Source organism: Streptomyces sp. NPDC006551, assembly GCF_040611675.1.
In the GTDB taxonomy this organism is placed as follows: Bacteria; Actinomycetota; Actinomycetes; order Streptomycetales; family Streptomycetaceae; genus Streptomyces.
Window position 1 is genome coordinate 22,174 of sequence record NZ_JBEXOT010000046.1, and the last position, 17,283, is coordinate 39,456.

Sequence of the window (17,283 nt, forward strand, 5' to 3'; positions counted from 1 at the left end):
CGAAGTAGTGTGTCCGGGAGAGGGGGGTTTGAGTGTGTCTGGAAGCAATGCGGGTGATCTGTTTGCGTGCTATTGCTTGCCTGGGAACAGGTATAAGAAACCCCTCTCCGGGAGCTTCATGAGGGCTGGCCGTGAGCAGGCCCTTGAGTTTGGTGCGGCCTTGATGGACGACGGTCGGCAGGCGTCGGCGAGCGAGCTGGAGCAGCTCCTGGACGGCGACTGGCGGGAGGCTCTTACGGCGTGTTGGCTCATCGGGTTTGCGTAGAGATCTGAATTTCGAGATGAGCTGCACAGGCTTATCGATGAGGGGGGGCGCCAGGCGCACGAAAAAGGGCGTTGCCTTCATGCTGGCTCGGTTCTGTCAACCCTCAGATGTGTATGCGTTGAAGCGTTATCTGGAGCGCAGTCTGAGCGAGCTGCAAAATCGGGGAAACCAGCCGTCGTGCCTTGGCGCGCTGCTGCATATCGAGAGGCGTTTGGGCATACGGCTTTCGCAAGATCTACTTGCGCCCGAAGGGTTGTGGGATCGATGGTCGGCGGCAGGCTTCCTTGAGACTGCTGATCCTTCTCATTGGGAGAGGGAAGTGGCAGGCTGGATTGAGCTTGCCGAGAGCCTGGACTGATCACTGGCAGGCTATACCTCCACCCACTTCTGAAGGCTTCCTTTGCTGAAGCCGTTCGTGATCGCGAAACGAAGCCCCGTCGAGTGCGTCCTGGCGGGGCTTCTGCGTGGGGTGACGGCAGTAAATGACGGCAACGTCAGCGGACGATGGCGCAGGGGCGGCGGTTCGTCGTTGTCACCGTTGCCCGTGGTGATCGCCGGGCTGCCGAGCGTGGTACTTAGGGTGTCGATGGCGTCGTGTTGAAGGCGGAGCCTTGGGCGTGGCCCAACAGCTCCTTGATCACGATGAGGTCACGCCCTGTTCCAGGAGCAGGGTCGCGGTGGAGTGCCGGAGGTCGGGGAGGCGGGTCATGTAGACGTCGATCGGGTCCTGGGTGTCCACCGTGAAGCCGTGGCGTTCGTACAGCCGGCGGGCGGCGCTGCCCTGGAGGACGTTCAGGCGGACCGGCACGGCGTCGGCGTCGGTGCGGGTCAGGAGGGTGCGCAGGACGGCCGAGCCGAGGCCCCGGCCCTGGAGGGGCGGGGCGAGATAGAAGTGCTCCAGCCACAGCCCCTCCTCGGCCGGGCGCAAGGTGACGCAGCCCGCGAAGGCGCCGTCGGCCAGGATGACCGAGGTGTGTCGCGGGGAGAAGGAGTCCCGCAGCCGCTGCCGCACCCGGTGCTCGTCGAACCGGCCCAACCGCTCCAGGTCCGGGCGCAGCACCTCGGCCCGCAGCTCCGCGATCGGCTCGACGTCCGCCGGTTCCCCGGGGCGCAGCGCCCATGCCAAGGGCCCCGCGCCCGTCCGTATCCCGTCGGTCCTCGTTCGCGCGTCCACCGCTGGATTATGGCAGCGGCCGATGTCAGGGGCTCGTGAGGATGACGAGCCGCTGGGTCGCCCGGGTCATCGCGACGTAGCGGTCGACCGCTCCTTCGACGCCCTCGCCGAACTCCTCCGGGTCGACGAGGACGACCAGGTCGAACTCCAGCCCCTTCGACAGCTCCGGGGTCAGCGACCGGACGCGGGGCGTCGACCGGAAGGCGGGGGCGCCGATGACGCAGGCGATCCCGTCGGCGTGCGCGGCGAGCCAGGTGTCGAGGACCGAGTCCAGGTCCGCGACGGACCCGTGGGCGACGGGGACGCCGCTGCTGCGGATCGAGGTCGGCACGTTGGCGTCCGGCAGCACGGCGCGGATGACCGGCGCGGCTTCCGTCATCACCTCTTCCGGGGTGCGGTAGTTGATGCTCAGGGAGGCCACCTCGATCCGGTCGAGCCCGATCCGTTCGAGCCGTTCCCGCCACGACTCCGTGAACCCGTGCCTGGCCTGGGCGCGGTCCCCGACGATGGTGAAGCTCCGGGACGGGCAGCGCAGGAGCAACATCTGCCACTCCGCGTCGGTCAGTTCCTGAGCCTCGTCCACGACGATGTGTGCGAACGGGCCGGCCAGGGCGTCCCGGTCGATGGCGGGCAGGGCGGTCTCGTCGATCAGGCTCTCCCGCAGGTCCTGTCCGCGCAGCATCGTCACCGCGCCCTCACCGTCGTCGTCGGCCGCGAGCACGTTGTCGATGACGCCGGCCATGCGCTCGCGTTCGGCGGCGAGAGTGGCGTCGTGCCGCCGCTTGCGCAGGGACGCCTTCGGGTCGCCGAGCCGCTGCCGTGCCGCGTCCAGGAGCGGCAGGTCGGACACCGTCCAGGCCTGGGCGTCCGCGCGCCGCAGCTTCCGGAGCTCGTCCGGGCCCAGCCAGGGAGCGCACAGCCTCAGGTAGGCGGGTACCGACCAGAGGTCACCGACGAGGTCGGTCGCTTCGAGCAGCGGCCACGCGCCGTGGAGGGCGCCGGTCAGCTCGTCGTCCTGCCGCAGCGCCCTGCTGAAATCGTCGGGCGGGACGTCGCCGTCGAGCTTGTCCAGCAGGATCGAGACCAGCTCTTCCCAGATCAGGTCCCGCGCCTCGTTGTGCGGCGTCCCCGGTCCCGGCGCCTGGAACGCCTCGGCCCAGTCGTCGGCGGTCAGCCGGATGTCGGCCCAGGGCGTCGTGACCGTCATTCCCCGCGTGGGCGGCTCTTCGTAGAACCCGACGGCCTGCTCGATCGCCCCGACCATGCGCGCGGACGACTTCAGGCGGGCCACGTCCGGGTCGGTCTCGTCCGGCGCTGCCGCTCCCTCGGGGACGAGGTCCCGCAGGGTGCAGGTCCGCACGCCCTCCTCTCCGAGGCTGGGGAGGACGTCGGCGACGTAGGCGAGGTAGGGCTGGTGCGGACCGACGAACAGCACGCCGCCGCGACGGTGCCCGAGGCGGGGGTCGGAGTAGAGCAGGTACGCGGAGCGGTGCAGGGCGACGACGGTCTTGCCCGTACCCGGACCGCCGTCGACGACGAGGGCGCCGCGTGAGCCCGCCCGGATGATGGCGTCCTGGTCGGCCTGGATCGTGGCGAGCACGTCGCGCATCCGGGCCGACCGGTTGGTGCCCAGGGTGGCGATGAACGCGGACTGGTCGTCGAGCGCGGCGTGCCGTTCCAGCCCGTCGGCGGTGAACACCTCGTCCCAGTAGTCGCTGACCCGGCCGCGGGTCCAGCGGTATCTGCGACGGCTCGCCAGGCCCATCGGGTTGGCGTGGGTCGCCGCGAAGAACGGCTCGGCGGCCGGGGAGCGCCAGTCGAGCAGCAGCCGGCGGCCCTCGATGTCGGTGAGGCCGAGGCGTCCGATGTACACGGGTTCGGGGTCGTCCGCGCCGACGACGTGTCCCAGGCACAGGTCCAGGCCGAAGCGGCGCAGTGTGCGCAGGCGAGCGGTCAGCCGGTGGATCTCCAGGTCCCGCTCCATCGCCTGCCGGCCGATGCCGCCGGGCGCCTCGCGCGCGGCGTCGAGGCGGTCGGACAGTTCGGCGATCGCCTGCTCGAGGCTCTCCGCGATGGCCGCGAAGTGCTGCTCGTCGCCGCCGATCAGCATCGGGTCGGCCTTGGGGGAGAGGTGGCCGGGAAGGTCGAACGCGCTGGTGGTCAGGGGGTTCATGGTTTCAGCTCCGATCCGAGGTCGCGCCGGCGAAGTCCGGCGACGCGCACGTCCGCCTCCTGGCGCCGCACAACCCGTGGACCGACAACAGCACACGCACGTGATGGGTCTCCCGTTCCCGCGGTTTCTGGCCGAGGCGAGCGATTCTGCGGCACCACCGGGGCCTTGCCGCAAGCCCCCCTGTGCGCTATAAGTTGAAAGTGGCGAGGAGTAGGTACGCCACCACGGCCGACGATTTCGTCGGCCTTTCTCGCGTAGAGGGGCCGTGCGAGGGCCGCCCCGGTGTCCGGCCGGGGCGGCCCTGGTGGCGTGCGTACGGTCAGACCTTCGCCGGTTGCGGGGCCGGCGCGCCCGAGGTGGCCGGCATGGTCTCCGGTTCTGTGTCCACGTTGAACTCCTCCAGCAGTTCTCGGCTGAAGCCGAAGAGGTACGTCGCCACGAAGCCCGTCACATAGCCGACGAGCAGGCCGCCCGCGTAGATCGCGATCGTCTCGCCCAGGCCCCTGTTGCCGTCGAGGAGGGGGAAGAGGGCCCAGCCCGAGGGGCCGATGGCCGTGGAGCCGACCTTGTCGCCGAGCATGTTGAAGAGGCCGACGAAGCCGCCGCCGAACGCGCCGCCGACGCAGGCCGTCACGAACGGGCGGCCGAGGGGGAGCGAGACGCCGTAGATCAGGGGCTCGCCGACGCCGAGGAAGCCGGCCGGCAGAGCGGACTTGACGGTGCGGCGGATGGAGCCGTTGCGGGGGAGCTTGACGTAGACGGCCATCGCCGCGCCGACCTGGCCCGCGCCCGCCATCGCGAGGATGGGGAGGAGGACGGTGAAGCCCTGCTGCTCGATGAGCGTGGTGTGGATCGGGATCAGCGCCTGGTGCAGCCCCAGCATCACCAGCGGCAGGAACAGTCCGCCGAGGATGAAGCCCGCGCCCGCGCCCGCGTTCGCGAGCAGCCAGTCGGCGAAGTCGCCGATGGCGGTGGAGATCTCACCGGCGAGGAACATCAGGCCGAAGAGGGTGACCAGGCCGGAGATCAGGACCGTGAGCGTCGGGGTGACCAGGACGTCCAGGGACTCCGGCACCCAGCGGCGGCACCACTTCTCGACGTACACGGCCAGCACCGCCGCCCCGAGCGCGCCCAGCACGCCGCCCTGGCCGGGCGACAGCGTCTGGCCGAACGCGTCGATCTTCGCGACGCCCGGGAAGACGATGATGGCGGCGACCGCGCCGCCGAGGATCGGCGTACCCCCGAACTCCTTCGCCGTGTTGTAGCCGACGAAGACCGCGATCAGCGCCATGAAGCCGCTCGCCATCGCCGCGAGCGCGGGGGTGAGGGCGGGCAGCCAACCGAGGTTGACCAGCAGGCCGTTGAGCCCGGCGATGATGCCGCAGCCGATGAGGGCGGGGATCAGCGGGACGAAGATGTTCGCGATCCTGCGGAGGAAGAGCTTGAAGGGGGTGGCGTTCCGTTCCTTCCGCGCCGCCTTGATCGCCGCGCCGCGCGCCGCCAGATCCGGTGTCCCGGCGGCCACCAGCGCCTCGAACTCCGGGGTCACCCTCGCCACCGTCCCCGGGCCGAGGACGATCTGGTACGTGTCGTCCTCCACCACGCCCAGGACGGCGGGCAGCGCCCGCAGGGCCTGGTCCTGGACGAGGGAGCGGTCCCGCAGCCCCAGCCGGAGCCGGGTCATGCAGTGGGCCACGGAGCCGATGTTCTCCGCGCCGCCGACGAGCGGGAGGATCGCGGCGGCGATGGCGCGGTTCTTGTCGTCTGTGCTCATGTGCGGTGGTGCCTCGCTGTGCGGGGGTGGGGGGAGAGGAGCGCTCAGCCGGCCGGGGCGTGCAGCGCCGCTCGCAGGTGGCCGTGGGAGTCGGTGAGGCGCTGGTCGGCGGCCTTGGCATCGATGTCGGCGAGGATCATCAGGATCGCGGTCTTCACCTCGCCGTCGGCGGCGTCGAGCGCGGCCTCGATCTGCTCGTCCGGCGCGCCGGTGGCGAGGGAGACGATCCGCCGCGAGCGGGCCTGGAGCTTCTCGTTGGAGGCGCGGACGTCGACCATGAGGTTTCCGTACGTCTTGCCGAGCCGGATCATCGTGATCGTCGAGATCATGTTGAGGACCAGCTTCTGGGCCGTACCGGCCTTCAACCGGGTGGATCCGGTGAGGAGTTCGGGGCCGGTGACGACCTCGATGCCGTGCTCGGCGGCGGCCGCCAGCGCGCTGTCGGCGTTGCAGGACAGGCCGATGGTCAAAGCGCCCGCCGCGCGGGCGTGTTCGACGGCGCCGACGGCATAGGGGGTACGGCCGGAGGCGGAGACCCCGACCACGGTGTCGTCGGCGGTGAGCCGCAGCCCGTCGAGGTCGGCGGCCGCGAGTTCCCTGGAGTCCTCCGCGCCCTCGACCGCCTTCACCATCGCCGTCGGGCCGCCCGCGATCAGACCGAGGACCTCGGAGGGGTCGGTGTTGAAGGTCGGCGGGCACTCGCTCGCGTCGAGGACGCCAAGCCTCCCCGCCGTACCGGCGCCGGCGTAGACCAGACGGCCGCCGCGCGCCATGCGCGCGGCGGTGGCGTCGATGGCGGCGGCGATCCGCGGGAGCTGCGCGGCGACCGCCGTGGGGACCGTCTGGTCCTCCCTGTTCATCAGCGCGGCGATCTCGGCGGTGGGAAGCCGGTCGATCTCCGCGAGCTCGGGGCGGAACGCCTCGGTGGTGAGCGTGGCCAGCTGGGCGCGCAGTTCGGAGTACGTAGAGGACACGTGCGGCTCTTTCGGTGCGTCGTCGTTGACGTCGGTCGCGTTGGTGTCGGTCGCGTGGACGTTCAGCGGGTGCGGGGGGAGTGCCGGTGGGCGAGGGCTTCGTACGAGGCCGCGAGGGCGGGGGCCGCCGTCTCGTACGTACGTTGCGTCACGCAGGTGAACAGGCAGTCCACCACCAGGAGCTGACTCGTACGGGACGACATGGCGGCGGGGCGCAGTTCGCTCTCGCGGGCGGTGGAGGTGGTGAGGATGTGGTCGGCGTACTGCGTCACGGGGCCGTCGGGGCGCCCGGTGATCGCGACCGTGGTGGCGCCGTGGTCGAAGGCGACGCGCAGCGGTTCTATGACGTCACCGGTCGAACCGGAGTGCGTGATGGCGATGGCGACGTCGCCGGAGCGCAGCTGTACGGCGTTGGTGACGGCGAGGTGCGGGTCGCTGTGCGCGTGGGCGAGGAGGCCGATCCGCAGGAGTTTCTGACCGAGGTCCTGGGCGACGAGGCCGGAGGCGCCGACGCCGTAGATGTCGATGCGGCGGGCGCCGGCCAGGGCGGCGACGGCGGCGCCGAGCTGGACGGTGTCGAGTCCGGCGGCGGTGTCGGCGAGGGTCTGCTGCTCGTCGTAGGCGAGCTTGGCCACGACGTCGGCGATCGGGTCGTCGACGGCGATGTCGGCGGTGACGGAGGGGGCCCGTCCCGACTGCTGCTGGGCGGCGAGGCCGGCGAGGGCGAGCCGCAGGTCGCGGTAGCCGGGGTAGCCGAGGAGGCGCGCGGTGCGGACGACGGTCGCCTCGCTCGTGCCGGTGAGCTCGGCGAGACCGGTGACCGTGAGGGCGGCGCAGCCGGCCGGGTCGCCGGCGACTGCCTCGGCGACCCGCTGCATGGAGCGGGTCATGGACGGCACGAGGGTCCGCACCTTGGCCGCGAGGGCGGCGGGGGCGGGCGCTCCGCGGGCGCCGGAGCCGCCGCCGGCGGGCGCGGACGGGCCCGGTACGGACGCTCTGGTGCCGCCGGTGAAACTTTCCTTCACGTCATTGGTCACACCTGAAAGATATTTTCGGGCACAGGGGGCGTCAAGACCTCGTCGGCCGCGGATGCGGAGGGGGCCTTCGCCGGTGAGGCTTGTGGGGTGACAATGACTCCATGGACGACATCGACCCCCTGGAGCAGGCCCTGCATGCCGCTCGCGCCCTGGTCCTCGCCGATCTGGCGGCGCGCGAGGTGGCCGCGGCCGAGGTCGTCTCGATGGTCGAGGACGCGGTGACGCACCGGCGGTGGTGGGTCGAGCAGTGGCCCGAGGGCATCACGTACGTCGCGGGGCTGGTCGCGCAGGACGTCCAGGACGCGCTCCTGGAGCGGTACGGCCGCTGGCCGCTCTGTCCCGTGTGTTCGTCGGGCGACCCGCACGCCCTGGACGTGGAGCCGGAACTGGGACCGGACCCGCACTGGGTCTGCGGCAAGGCGGGCGTGGTCGTGGCCCCGGTCGGCGGCCTGAAGTGACGGCGGCGGCCGCAGCGGTGAGGGGCTGACGTGGCCCTGTACATCGATCCGCCGACCTGGCCGGGTCACGGACGCATGTGGTCGCACCTCGTCAGCGACGTCTCGTACGAGGAGCTCCACGCCTTCGCCGCCTCGATCGGCGCCCCGCCCCGCGCCTTCGAACGCGACCACTACGACATCCCGTCGGACCGGTACGCGGACGCGGTGGCGGCGGGCGCCGTCGAGGTCGGCTCCAAGGAGCTCGTACGAAGGATCACGGAGGCGGGACTGCGCCGGCCGAAGGGCCGGCCGGCGCCCGGGGAGAGCCTCCCGCGTTACGACGTGTAGTAACCCGCCACGTCCGCGAGGAGGTCGACCGTCCCCGCCCGGTTGTAGAAGCTGACCTTTCCGTTCACGACGGGCACGACGACCAGGTTGGGGATCGTCTCGCCCGCGACGAAGTTGAGGTTGGACGCGCTGGTACGGGTGGTGCCGTCGGGGTACACCGAGACGAAGCTCGCCGCCGTCGGGCCGGTGGCCGTGACGTTGAGGACGACGGCGGTGACTCCGGTCGCCGGGATGCCGGGCTTCCCCGCGACCTGGAGGGTCACGATTCCGCCGGGGCCGACCTTGGCCTTCGGGACGCCGAGTCCGCTCCGGGTGTCCATCAGACGGCTGGGCGTGATCGGCTCGTACGTGGAGCCGGTGCCGTCGGTCGTGTAGTAACCCGCCACGTCGGCCAGCAGGTCGACCGTCCCCGCGTGGTTGTAGAAGCTGACCCTTCCGTTGACGACGGGGACGACCACCAGGTTGGGGATGGTCTTCCCGGCCGTGAAGTTGAGGTTGGACGCGCTCGTGCGGGTGGTGCCGTCGGGGTACACGGAGACGAAGCTGCCCGCCGTCGGGCCGGTGGCCGTGACGTTGAGGACGACGGCGGTGACTCCGGCCGTCGGGATGCCCGCCTTGCCGGTCACCTGGAGGGTGACGGTGCCGGCGGCGCCGACCTTGGCCTTCGGGACGCCGAGTCCGCTGCGGGTGTCCATCAGCCGGGTGGGCGTGATCGGCTCGTACGTGGAGCCGGTGCCGTCGGTCGTGTAGTACCCGGCGACATCGGCCAGCAGATCGACCGACCCGGCGCGGTTGTAGAAGCTCACCTTTCCGTTGACGACGGGGACGACCACCAGGTTGGGGATCGTCTGGCCGGCGGTGAAGTTGAGGTTCGAGGCGCTCGTGCGGGTGGTGCCGTCGGGGTACACGGAGACGAAGCTGCCGGAGGTGGGGCCGGTGGCCGTGACGTTGAGGACGACGGCGGTGACCCCGGCCGCCGGGATGCCCGCCTTGCCGGTCACCTGGAGGGTGACGGTCCCGCCGGGGCCGACCTTGCCCTTGGGGACGCCGAGTCCGCTGCGGGTGTCCATCAGCCGGGTCGGGGTGATCGGCTTGTACGTACCGGGGCCGGTGGTGGGCGGCGTGACCGTGAACGAGCCGCGCGGGTACTCCTTGTCGTACGCGAGGACGCTGAGGCTCCACGTGCCGGCCGGGGCCTCGCGCAGGTCGACCGTCGCCTTCAGGGTCCGGGCGTCCTCGGAGACCGAGACGGTGGTGGCCGTCAGCGGCGCGGGGCCGCCCGACAGCTTGACCGTGGTGCTCTTGCTGAGCGCAGTTCCCCGCACGGTGACGGTCGCGACCGTACCGCTCTGGGCGCTGGTCGGGGTGACCGTGTCGACGGACGGCTCCTCGGCGCCGCAGGGCTGGTTGGCGCAGGACAGGGTGGCGCGGTACGCGGTCCGGTCGGCGCCGTCGGGCAGCGAGAGCACGAAGAGGCTCTGGCCGTCGGTCTGGTAGGTGGGCCCGGAGAGGCGCTGCCCCTTGCCGCCGTAGAGCGTGGGCTCCGCGGTGGACGTCCCGCCGTCGGTGGCCGTGACGTTCGCCGTGAACCGGTCGCCTGCCACGGTCGGCAGGACGGCGCACACGGCGGGGCGCTCCTCCGAGAGCGCGCCGGTCACCGGCCCGTAGCCGGACGTGAACGATCCGGCCCGGGGGCACTCCGGGGCGAGCCCGGCGGCCGTGGCGGTCCGCCAGGCGTCGAGGCGGTACGACTCCGGCAGGGTCCAGTCCTCCGGCGCCTGCGTGACGACCTGGTAGCTGGTGGAGCCCTGGGCCGTGCACGCGACGGTCTGCAGATAGCACTCGATGCCACCCTCGGCGTTCATGACGAGGGTGTGGGTGGTGTCCTCCGTGTCGCGCGCGTTGATGACCAGACGGTCCGTCGCCGTGTCGGTGGTGATCCGGTGGCAGCGCAGCGTGCCGTTCTCGCCCGAGGAGGCATGGAGGGCCGGGGCACCGATGGCGGTCGCGGCGGAGCCGGCGCAGCCCTGGGCCGTGGCGGTCACGTCACGGTGGACGAGGGTGTGCGTGGCGGGCGCGTTCTGGCCTTCGAGGAGGACGGTGTACGCCTTGCCCTCGGCGAGCGAGCAGCTGCTGAGGATGTCCGTGCGCAGCTGCTGGCCGGCCATGGGGTGGGTGTAGCAGGACTCCGGGCCGTTGCCGTCGGTGTCGATCAGGCGGACCACGTAGTCCGGGAACACGTCCCGGTCGTCCGGGAAGGCGTACCGGAACCGGAACAGCTCCGCGGTGGAGTGCGCGTCGGCCGGGATGGTCAGGCAGTGCGAGAACACGCCGTCGCCGGTCTCCAGGCGTACGGCGGCGGTGTCGTCGGCGAAGGTGCCGGCGGTCAGAACCGGGCAGTTGGCCTGCGGCGCGTCCGTACGGACGAAGTGCACGCCGTACGAGCCGGTCGCCGTGGTGTCCTCGGCGCGGACCGTCGCGCGGAACGGAGCCGTGCCGGTGAGGGCGCACGAACCGTACGAGAGCGCGCTCTCCGTGCACTGCGCGGTGCCGTTCGCGTCGACGACCTCGACGGTGACGGCGGTCCCTTCGCCGCCGCGCGAGGTCAGCGCGGCGATCCGGGCGCCCTGCGGGCTGGGCAGCTCCAGGCAGGTGGTCTGGCCGGGAGCGGTGAACTCGCCCGCGTACCGCCCCTCGGGGACGGCCACGCACTCCTCGGCGGCGGGTTGCGCGGTGGCGGACCCGACGGGCAGCAGGAGCGTGCCGAGGACGGCGAACAGGCAGGTGACGACGGCGGAAACGGGGCGTCTGGTGGACGCCGATGCCCTTGGCATGAACCCCCCATGGGTGTGTGCGACGAGCGATCCTCGCACACACCCATGACAGGGCCGCCGGGTGGTGGGACTCAGTAGGAGTAGGCCACGCCGTGCGTCGCCGCGAGCGTGTCCGTGGCGTAGCCGTCATGGATGTTGAGCGGGTTGCCGTCGACGTTCCGTACCTTCAGGGTCATACGGATCTGGGTGCAGCCGCCGAGCTGGGACTTGGTCAGGCGGAGGGTGTTGGCCGCCGTCTGGTGGTGCTTGGCGTTCGTGATGTTCCACCTGGACACGGGGCCCTTGATCGGGCCGCCGCAGAGCGCCCCGTCCGGGTTCTTGGGCTGGGCCTCGACCCAGGTCTCGGCCGTGGTGTGGGTGTGGGCGGCGGTGCCGCCCGCGCAGATCGAGGACTCGGCCATGCAGGTCGACAGCGCCGCGTCCTGGTAGACGATGATGTTCTCGTCGGTGGGGGTGTTGGTGGAGCCGCCGGTCGAGACCGTGGTGCCCCGGTCGACCACGGTGCCGCTGCCGGCGAGCAGCGTCCAGCGGGACATCGAGGAGTAGGTCTTCCTGGCCAGTTCGGCTCCGGCCGGGACGCGCATGGTGACGGTGCGGCCGTTCTTGATGATCGAGGAGTACGAGACGATCGACAGGCGGCAGGTGTAGCTGCCGTCCGCCGGGGCGATGAACAGCCAGCGGAGCGCGGAGTCCAGACGCGTCTCGCCCGGCGGCACCAGGTTGGCGGCCCAGTAGGAGCCGGCCTCGGTCCCGGTGGGCAGCGCGGTCCCGTCGGCGTTGCGACAGCGGATGGCGAAGGTGTTGCCGATGTTGTCACCCGACGACAGCGCCGAGACGGGCTCCACCGAGAAGTACCGGGACCAGAGGAGCGACCTCTCCCCGGCCGCCGCGTCGAAGGTGATCTCCGTACCCGGTACGTCCTCGTACGGGTCCGCCTTCGGCCTCACCTGGTACTCGAAGTCCGCCGAGACGGCGGCGGCGGGCGGGGCGCCGAGCACCGAGCCGCCGAGCGCGAGGACGAGCGCACCGGCGGCCGCCGCGACGGCGCGTCCCGACGCCCTGAAGATTCTGAACCCCTTGTGTCGCGCGGGTATCACTGACTCCCCCTGCTTCTTGTGCGCCTGCGCCTCCCCCCTTGTGGGGGAGGCGATCGGCGTCACAGTGCCACAGGGTGGGACGGGTCAGTCCACGCGGGCCATGCTCGGCTCCGGGCTCGTCTCCTGGTGCGACGCCGAGGAGGTCGCCACGATGTGGCTGTTCGCGGTACGCCGGCTCAGGCGGAGGGCCAGCGCGACCGTCGCCAGGGCCACGGCCGTCATCGCGGCGCCCGCCCACGCCGTCGCCGCGAAGCCGAGGTTCGCGTCGATGACGGTGCCGCCGAGCCAGGGGCCGCCGGTGTTGCCCAGGTTGAAGGCGGCGGTGGTGGTGGCCCCCGCGAGCGTCGGGGCGGCGCCGGCCACGTTGAACATGCGGGCGTTGAGGGCCGGGGCGGTGTAGAAGGCGGAGACGCCCAGCAGGAAGGCGAGCAGGACCGTGGCGACCGGGCTGGAGGCGAAGAGGGCCAGGGCGACCAGGAAGAGCGTCGAGGCGGTGATGCCACTGAGCAGCACCCCGAAGAGGTGCGCGTCGGCGACGCGGCCGCCGATGTACGTACCGATGAGCGCGCCGATGCCGAAGAGGCCGAGGATCGCGGAGACCCAGCCGGTGTCGATGCCGGCCACGTCGGTGATCACCGGAGCGAGGTACGAGAAGGCGCAGAAGATGCCGCCCGCGGCGAGGGCGGTGATCACGACGGAGAGCAGCACCTGGCGGTCGCGGTAGATCACCAGCTCCCGCTTGAGCCGGGGCTTCGTCTCCGGCAGGGGAATGTGCGGGATGCGGGTCACGACGCCGACGAGCGCGATGGCGGAGGCGGCGCCGACCGCCCAGAACGCGGAGCGCCAGCCGAGGTGCTCGCCGAGGAATGCGCCCGCGGGGACACCGAGGACGTTCGCGATCGAGAGGCCGCCGATCATGACCGCCATCGCCTTGGCGCGGGCGCCGACCGGCACCATGGCGATGGCCACGGCGGCTCCGACGGCCCAGAACCCGGCGCACGCGAGGGCGCTCACGACGCGGGAGGCGAAGAGCACCGCGTAGTTGGGGGCGAGGGCTCCGGCGACCTGGCCGAGACCGAAGACGGCGATCAGGGCGACGAGGGTCGTCTTGCGGGGGAGCCGCAGGGTGGCGACGGCGAGCAGGGGGGCGCCGATGACCATGCCGATGGCGAAGGCGGATATGAGCAGCCCGGCGCGCGGGATGGAGACGTTCATGTCGTCGGCGATGGGCGGCAGCAGCCCGGACAGCATGAACTCGCTCGTGCCGAGCGCGAAGACGGAGAGGCCGAGGATGTAGACGGCCAGGGGCATTCGGGCGGGGGTGGGTGCGGGAGACGTGGGCTCGGCGGCGAGTGACGGCATGACATGCGTCAACAGGGGGTTTATGCCTGACATTCCTCCGGGCGCAGGTGTCTTGGCATGCGGACGGTCCGTGCGCGCCGAGGCCCTGGAGCGGACGCGCCCGCCAGGGCGCCGTCCGTTGTGCCCACCCGTTCCGCTCGGGGGTCCCCCCCCGGACGAAGTCTGGGGGAGGAGCGAAAGCCCACAACGGGTTTCACGCCCCCAGGCTCTCCAGCTCCCCCTCCAGGTTCCGGCGCGCCCTCTCCTCCCACGTCGCCGCCCCGTACGGCGTGCGGAAGAGGCGGGGCAATGACAGCAGCTGGCGCAGGACCGCCGCGCGGCCCGCGCGGAAGGCGTCGTCCGGGACGAAGGCGTACTCCTCGCGGACCGCGGACGTATACCCCGCATAGGTATTCCGGTCGGTCGCCAGGATCGCGAGGTCGGCGTCGCAGAGGATCTCGCCGCTGGTGTCGCCGGGCGTCGGGTCGTGGGTGATCGTGAGGCGGACCAGGCGGGCCACCTCCGTCACGTCGCGGGCCGGGAGGCCCGCCTCCGTGAGGGCCTTTTCGGCCAGGGCCGCGGAGCGTTCCTCGTTCTCCGAGCGGTCGGGGCGGTAGACCGCGTCGTGGAACCAGGCGGCCAGGCGGACGAGCTCCCACTCGGCGTCGGACGGCCCCTGAGCGGCGAGTTCGTCGATGCGGTCGAGGACCGCCCGCAGGTGGTCGACGGTGTGGTACCTGCGCTGCGGCTCGGCCCAGCGGGTGAGCAGGTTCCGGCCGTACGGGTCGGGGTCCGGGCCCTCGCGGCCCGCTCTGGCGGCGAGCAGGGTCGAGGTCCAGCGCTGGAGCAGCTCGCGGTCGGGCGCGCGCTCTTCTTCTGCGGTCATGGACGGCATTGTGCCTGCCCGTAGCTGCGGAGGGCTGCCTTCCAGGCTCTTCCTCATCGCACTCTTACATACCCCCTACGGGTATGCTACGGTGCTCCGCGAAGGTACCCCCCAGGGGTATGTGCGAGAGAAGGAGCAGGGCAATGTCAACCGTCAATCCCCGGCGCTGGTGGGCACTTGTCGTGCTCGCCGCCGCCCAGTTCATGGTGATCATGGACACCTCGATCATCGGCGTCGCTCTCCCCGAGATGCAGAAGGACCTCGGCTTCTCGCAGAGCGAGCTCCAGTGGATCTTCAACGCCTACGTCATCGTCTTCGGCGGGCTCCTGCTCCTCGGCGGCCGCCTCTCCGACCTCGTCGGCGCGCGCAAGATCTTCGTCTCCGGCTGGGCGGTCATGATCGTCGGCTCGGTCCTCGCCGCCGCCGCGCAGACCGCCTGGGTCGAGATCGTCGGCCGCGCCGTCCAGGGCGTCGGCGGTGCGCTCATCGCGCCCTCCGCCATGACCCTGCTGATGATGCTCTTCATGCACGACCCGAAGGAGCTCGGCAAGGCGATGGCCCTCTACGGCGCCGCGGCCCCCGCCGGCGGTACCGCGGGTGTGTTCCTCGGTGGCGTGTTCACCGAGTGGATGAGCTGGCAGTGGGTCTTCATCATCTACATCCCGATCGGCCTCGCCACCCTCGCCGCCACCAAGCTGCTCCCGAACGTCGAGTCCCGCCGCGGCTCCGTCGACGTCCTGGGTGCCGTCGCCGTCACCGCCGGTCTCGCGCTCGCCGTGTTCGCCGTGGTGCGCGCCCCCGAGGTCGGCTGGGGCTCCACCGGCACCGTCCTCCAGCTGGCCGGCGCCGCCGTGCTGCTCATCCTCTTCTTCGTGATCCAGAAGGCCGTCCGCGAGCCGCTCATGCCGCTCAGCGTCTGGCGGGTCCCGCGCCTGGGCTCGGCCAACCTGGCCATGACGCTGCTCGGTGCCGCCTGGATCCCGATGTGGTACTTCCTCAACCTCTACCTGCAGCAGGTGCTGAACTACGGCGCCTTCGAGTCCGGTGCCGCGCTGCTTCCGATGACCGTCCTGCTGATGATCTTCATGACGGCCATCACCGCCCGCCTCATGGGCAGGTTCGGCGCCAAGCCGCTGATCGCCGGCGGTCTGCTGGTCCTCGCGGCCGGTCTGGTCTGGCTCGCGGCCGTCCCGCCGACCGGGACCTTCCTCGTCGACGTCCTGCCCGCCTCGCTCGTCGCCGCGCTCGGCATGTCCCTCGCCTACATCCCGGCGATGATCGCCGCCATGTCCGGTGCCCCGCAGGAGCAGGCGGGTCTCGCCTCCGGCATCGTCAACACCACCTACAACGTCGGCTCGGCGCTCGGTCTCGCCGCGCTGACCGCCGTCGCCATGTCCCAGGGCGCCGACCAGCTCGGCAACCTGCCCGCCCTCACCGACGGCTTCTCGGCCGCCTTCATCGGCGCCGCGATCATCGCCGCGGTCGGCGGTGTCGTCACGCTCCTCGTGATGAAGAGCGACAAGGCCCTCGCCCCCGGCGCGGCCGCCCCGGCCCCGCAGGGCGACAAGGTCTCCGTGTGACGCACGGGGTGCGTTCGCCGTGCGCGCCCAGGGGTCGCCCGATGTCCACGACGGACGTCGGGCGGCCCCTTTTCCGTAACCCGGCACATCTCCGCAACCCGGCAGGGGAGTTGGCATGCGAGACACACAAGACATGAGCACGCGGGCCGTCCACGTCGTCAACGAGCCGCCCGACCCCGGCAGCCGCCCGCTGTCGGTGCCGCTCGTGCAGTCCTCGGCCTTCGCGTTCGACTCGGCCGACGAGCTGGCCGAGGCCATGGCGGGGCCCGACGGCCGGTACGTCTACAGCCGCCGCGGCAATCCGACCGTACGCGCCCTGGAGAAGACCCTGGCCGGGCTCGAGGGCGGTGATTCGGCCATCGCCTTCGCCTCCGGCATGGGCGCGATCAGCGGGGTGCTGCTCGCCCTGCTGCGCCCCGGCGACCACGTCGTCGCGCAGCGGTGTCTGTACGGCGGGACCTACGCGGTCCTCTCCGACCTGGCCGAGCGGTACGGGATCGAGGTCAGCCATGTCTCCGGCGACGACGCCGCCGAGTTCGAGGCGGCCGCCCGGCACCCCCGCACCCGGCTCCTGGTGATGGAGACGATCGCCAATCCGACCGGTCAGGTGCCCGACCTGCCCGGGATGCTGGCCGCCGCCCGCGGGCTCGGGATCACCAGCGTGGTCGACAACTCGCTCGCCTCGCCCGTGCTGTGCCGTCCGCTGGAGCTCGGCGCCGACATCGTCGTCCACTCCACCACCAAGTACCTCTCCGGGCACTCGGACGTCCTCGGCGGCGCGGCCGTCTTCGCCGACGGGGAGCTGCGCCGTGCGGTGTGGCCGCGCACGGTCGAACTCGGCGCGTGCGCCGACCCGTTCGCGGCCTGGCTGACCCTGCGCGGGATCACGACATTGCCGCTGCGGATGCGGGAACACTGTGCCAACGCCGCCGTCCTCGCCGAACGGCTCGCCGCCCGTGCGGACGTGTCGGCCGTCCACTACCCGTGGCTCGCCGGCCACCCCTCGTACGCGACGGCCCGCAAGGTGCTGTCCGGGGGCGGCGGGCTGCTCTCCTTCGAGCTGGCGGGCGGCCGGGAGGCGGGCCGGGCGTTCATCGAGCGGGTACGGATCGCCCGGCTCGCGCTCTCCCTGGGCGGTGTCGAGACGCTGGTGACCCATCCCGCGTCCACCTCGCACCGCGAGCTCGACGTGGACGCGCTCGCCGCGGCCGGCATAGGCGCCGGTCTGGTGCGGGTGTCCGTCGGCATCGAGGGGGTGGAGGACCTGTGGAGCGACTTCGAGCGCGCGCTCGGCGACGGCGGGGGGTGAACGGCCGGGCGGCTGGGGTCATATGAGCCTTCTTTTGGGTTGACAAAATAAACG

The 17,283-nt window shown here is 71.6% G+C and carries 15 protein-coding genes; 6 read left to right on the plus strand and 9 right to left on the minus strand.

All coding sequences use genetic code 11. From position 1 onward, the window contains the following. Positions 1 to 34: 34 nt before the first annotated feature. Together ABZY12_RS29085 and ABZY12_RS29090 are read left to right on the plus strand one after the other, a co-directional pair. Positions 35 to 265: a DUF6000 family protein gene (locus tag ABZY12_RS29085; protein ID WP_356895454.1), complete on the plus strand. Its 231-nt coding sequence runs from the start codon at positions 35 to 37 to the stop codon at positions 263 to 265. A gap of 37 nt (positions 266 to 302) precedes the next feature. Then, a complete protein-coding gene (locus tag ABZY12_RS29090; RefSeq protein ID WP_356895498.1) occupies positions 303 to 623 on the plus strand; it encodes a DUF6000 family protein in 321 nt (106 codons plus the stop codon). 279 nt (positions 624 to 902) lie between these two features. Here ABZY12_RS29090 and ABZY12_RS29095 read toward each other — a convergent pair whose 3' ends face one another. The 5 genes from ABZY12_RS29095 to ABZY12_RS29115 all read right to left on the minus strand — a co-directional run bounded on the left by ABZY12_RS29095 (position 903) and on the right by ABZY12_RS29115 (position 7,397). Further along, entirely contained in the window at positions 903 to 1,379 is a 477-nt protein-coding gene (locus tag ABZY12_RS29095) for a GNAT family N-acetyltransferase (RefSeq protein WP_356895500.1), read from the minus strand. An 85-nt stretch (positions 1,380 to 1,464) separates the two neighbouring features. After that, a complete protein-coding gene (helR, locus tag ABZY12_RS29100; protein ID WP_356895456.1) occupies positions 1,465 to 3,612 on the minus strand; it encodes an RNA polymerase recycling motor ATPase HelR in 2,148 nt (715 codons plus the stop codon). A 319-nt stretch (positions 3,613 to 3,931) separates the two neighbouring features. Further along, entirely contained in the window at positions 3,932 to 5,386 is a 1,455-nt protein-coding gene (locus tag ABZY12_RS29105) for a PTS transporter subunit EIIC (RefSeq protein ID WP_356895458.1), read from the minus strand. A gap of 44 nt (positions 5,387 to 5,430) precedes the next feature. Continuing rightward, positions 5,431 to 6,360: an N-acetylmuramic acid 6-phosphate etherase gene (gene murQ / locus ABZY12_RS29110; protein WP_356895460.1), complete on the minus strand. Its 930-nt coding sequence runs from the start codon at positions 6,358 to 6,360 to the stop codon at positions 5,431 to 5,433. Positions 6,361 to 6,422: 62 nt separating this feature from the next. Beyond that, positions 6,423 to 7,397: a MurR/RpiR family transcriptional regulator gene (locus ABZY12_RS29115; protein WP_356895462.1), complete on the minus strand. Its 975-nt coding sequence runs from the start codon at positions 7,395 to 7,397 to the stop codon at positions 6,423 to 6,425. A 101-nt stretch (positions 7,398 to 7,498) separates the two neighbouring features. Here ABZY12_RS29115 and ABZY12_RS29120 point away from each other — a divergent pair, with 101 nt between their 5' ends. Together ABZY12_RS29120 and ABZY12_RS29125 are read left to right on the plus strand one after the other, a co-directional pair. After that, positions 7,499 to 7,855: a hypothetical protein gene (locus ABZY12_RS29120; RefSeq protein WP_356895464.1), complete on the plus strand. Its 357-nt coding sequence runs from the start codon at positions 7,499 to 7,501 to the stop codon at positions 7,853 to 7,855. A 30-nt stretch (positions 7,856 to 7,885) separates the two neighbouring features. Beyond that, on the plus strand, positions 7,886 to 8,182 hold the full coding sequence (locus tag ABZY12_RS29125) for a DUF4031 domain-containing protein (protein WP_356895466.1): 297 nt from the start codon (positions 7,886 to 7,888) through the stop codon (positions 8,180 to 8,182). Here the strand turns inward: ABZY12_RS29125 and ABZY12_RS29130 are convergent. The 4 genes from ABZY12_RS29130 to ABZY12_RS29145 all read right to left on the minus strand — a co-directional run bounded on the left by ABZY12_RS29130 (position 8,170) and on the right by ABZY12_RS29145 (position 14,340). Beyond that, positions 8,170 to 11,016, minus strand: coding sequence for a hypothetical protein (locus ABZY12_RS29130; protein ID WP_356895468.1), 2,847 nt, complete (start codon positions 11,014 to 11,016; stop codon positions 8,170 to 8,172). The two genes, ABZY12_RS29125 and ABZY12_RS29130, sit on opposite strands and share 13 nt — an antisense overlap. A gap of 71 nt (positions 11,017 to 11,087) precedes the next feature. After that, complete coding sequence (locus ABZY12_RS29135; RefSeq protein ID WP_356895470.1) at positions 11,088 to 12,113, minus strand: hypothetical protein; 1,026 nt, start codon at positions 12,111 to 12,113, stop codon at positions 11,088 to 11,090. Between the two features lie 84 nt (positions 12,114 to 12,197). Beyond that, positions 12,198 to 13,424: a Cmx/CmrA family chloramphenicol efflux MFS transporter gene (locus tag ABZY12_RS29140; RefSeq protein WP_356895502.1), complete on the minus strand. Its 1,227-nt coding sequence runs from the start codon at positions 13,422 to 13,424 to the stop codon at positions 12,198 to 12,200. A gap of 244 nt (positions 13,425 to 13,668) precedes the next feature. Then, positions 13,669 to 14,340, minus strand: a complete 672-nt coding sequence (locus ABZY12_RS29145) for a hypothetical protein (protein ID WP_356895472.1) — start codon at positions 14,338 to 14,340, stop codon at positions 13,669 to 13,671. Positions 14,341 to 14,483: 143 nt separating this feature from the next. Here ABZY12_RS29145 and ABZY12_RS29150 point away from each other — a divergent pair, with 143 nt between their 5' ends. Both ABZY12_RS29150 and ABZY12_RS29155 read left to right on the plus strand, forming a co-directional pair. After that, positions 14,484 to 15,920, plus strand: coding sequence for an MFS transporter (locus ABZY12_RS29150; RefSeq protein WP_356895474.1), 1,437 nt, complete (start codon positions 14,484 to 14,486; stop codon positions 15,918 to 15,920). A gap of 133 nt (positions 15,921 to 16,053) precedes the next feature. Then, positions 16,054 to 17,229, plus strand: coding sequence for an aminotransferase class I/II-fold pyridoxal phosphate-dependent enzyme (locus ABZY12_RS29155; protein ID WP_356895504.1), 1,176 nt, complete (start codon positions 16,054 to 16,056; stop codon positions 17,227 to 17,229). Positions 17,230 to 17,283: the final 54 nt, after the last annotated feature.

Excerpts from the sequence above, each read along its gene's own strand:
- ABZY12_RS29090 (WP_356895498.1), top strand. The coding sequence starts at position 303 with ATGAGGGGGGGCGCCAGGCGCACGAAAAAGGGCGTTGCCTTCATGCTG.
- helR (WP_356895456.1), bottom strand. The coding sequence starts at position 3,612 with ATGAACCCCCTGACCACCAGCGCGTTCGACCTTCCCGGCCACCTCTCC.
- ABZY12_RS29105 (WP_356895458.1), bottom strand. The coding sequence starts at position 5,386 with ATGAGCACAGACGACAAGAACCGCGCCATCGCCGCCGCGATCCTCCCG.
- ABZY12_RS29120 (WP_356895464.1), top strand. The coding sequence starts at position 7,499 with ATGGACGACATCGACCCCCTGGAGCAGGCCCTGCATGCCGCTCGCGCC.
- ABZY12_RS29130 (WP_356895468.1), bottom strand. The coding sequence starts at position 11,016 with ATGCCAAGGGCATCGGCGTCCACCAGACGCCCCGTTTCCGCCGTCGTC.
- ABZY12_RS29140 (WP_356895502.1), bottom strand. The coding sequence starts at position 13,424 with ATGCCCCTGGCCGTCTACATCCTCGGCCTCTCCGTCTTCGCGCTCGGC.
- ABZY12_RS29145 (WP_356895472.1), bottom strand. The coding sequence starts at position 14,340 with ATGACCGCAGAAGAAGAGCGCGCGCCCGACCGCGAGCTGCTCCAGCGC.
- ABZY12_RS29150 (WP_356895474.1), top strand. The coding sequence starts at position 14,484 with ATGTCAACCGTCAATCCCCGGCGCTGGTGGGCACTTGTCGTGCTCGCC.
- ABZY12_RS29155 (WP_356895504.1), top strand. The coding sequence starts at position 16,054 with ATGAGCACGCGGGCCGTCCACGTCGTCAACGAGCCGCCCGACCCCGGC.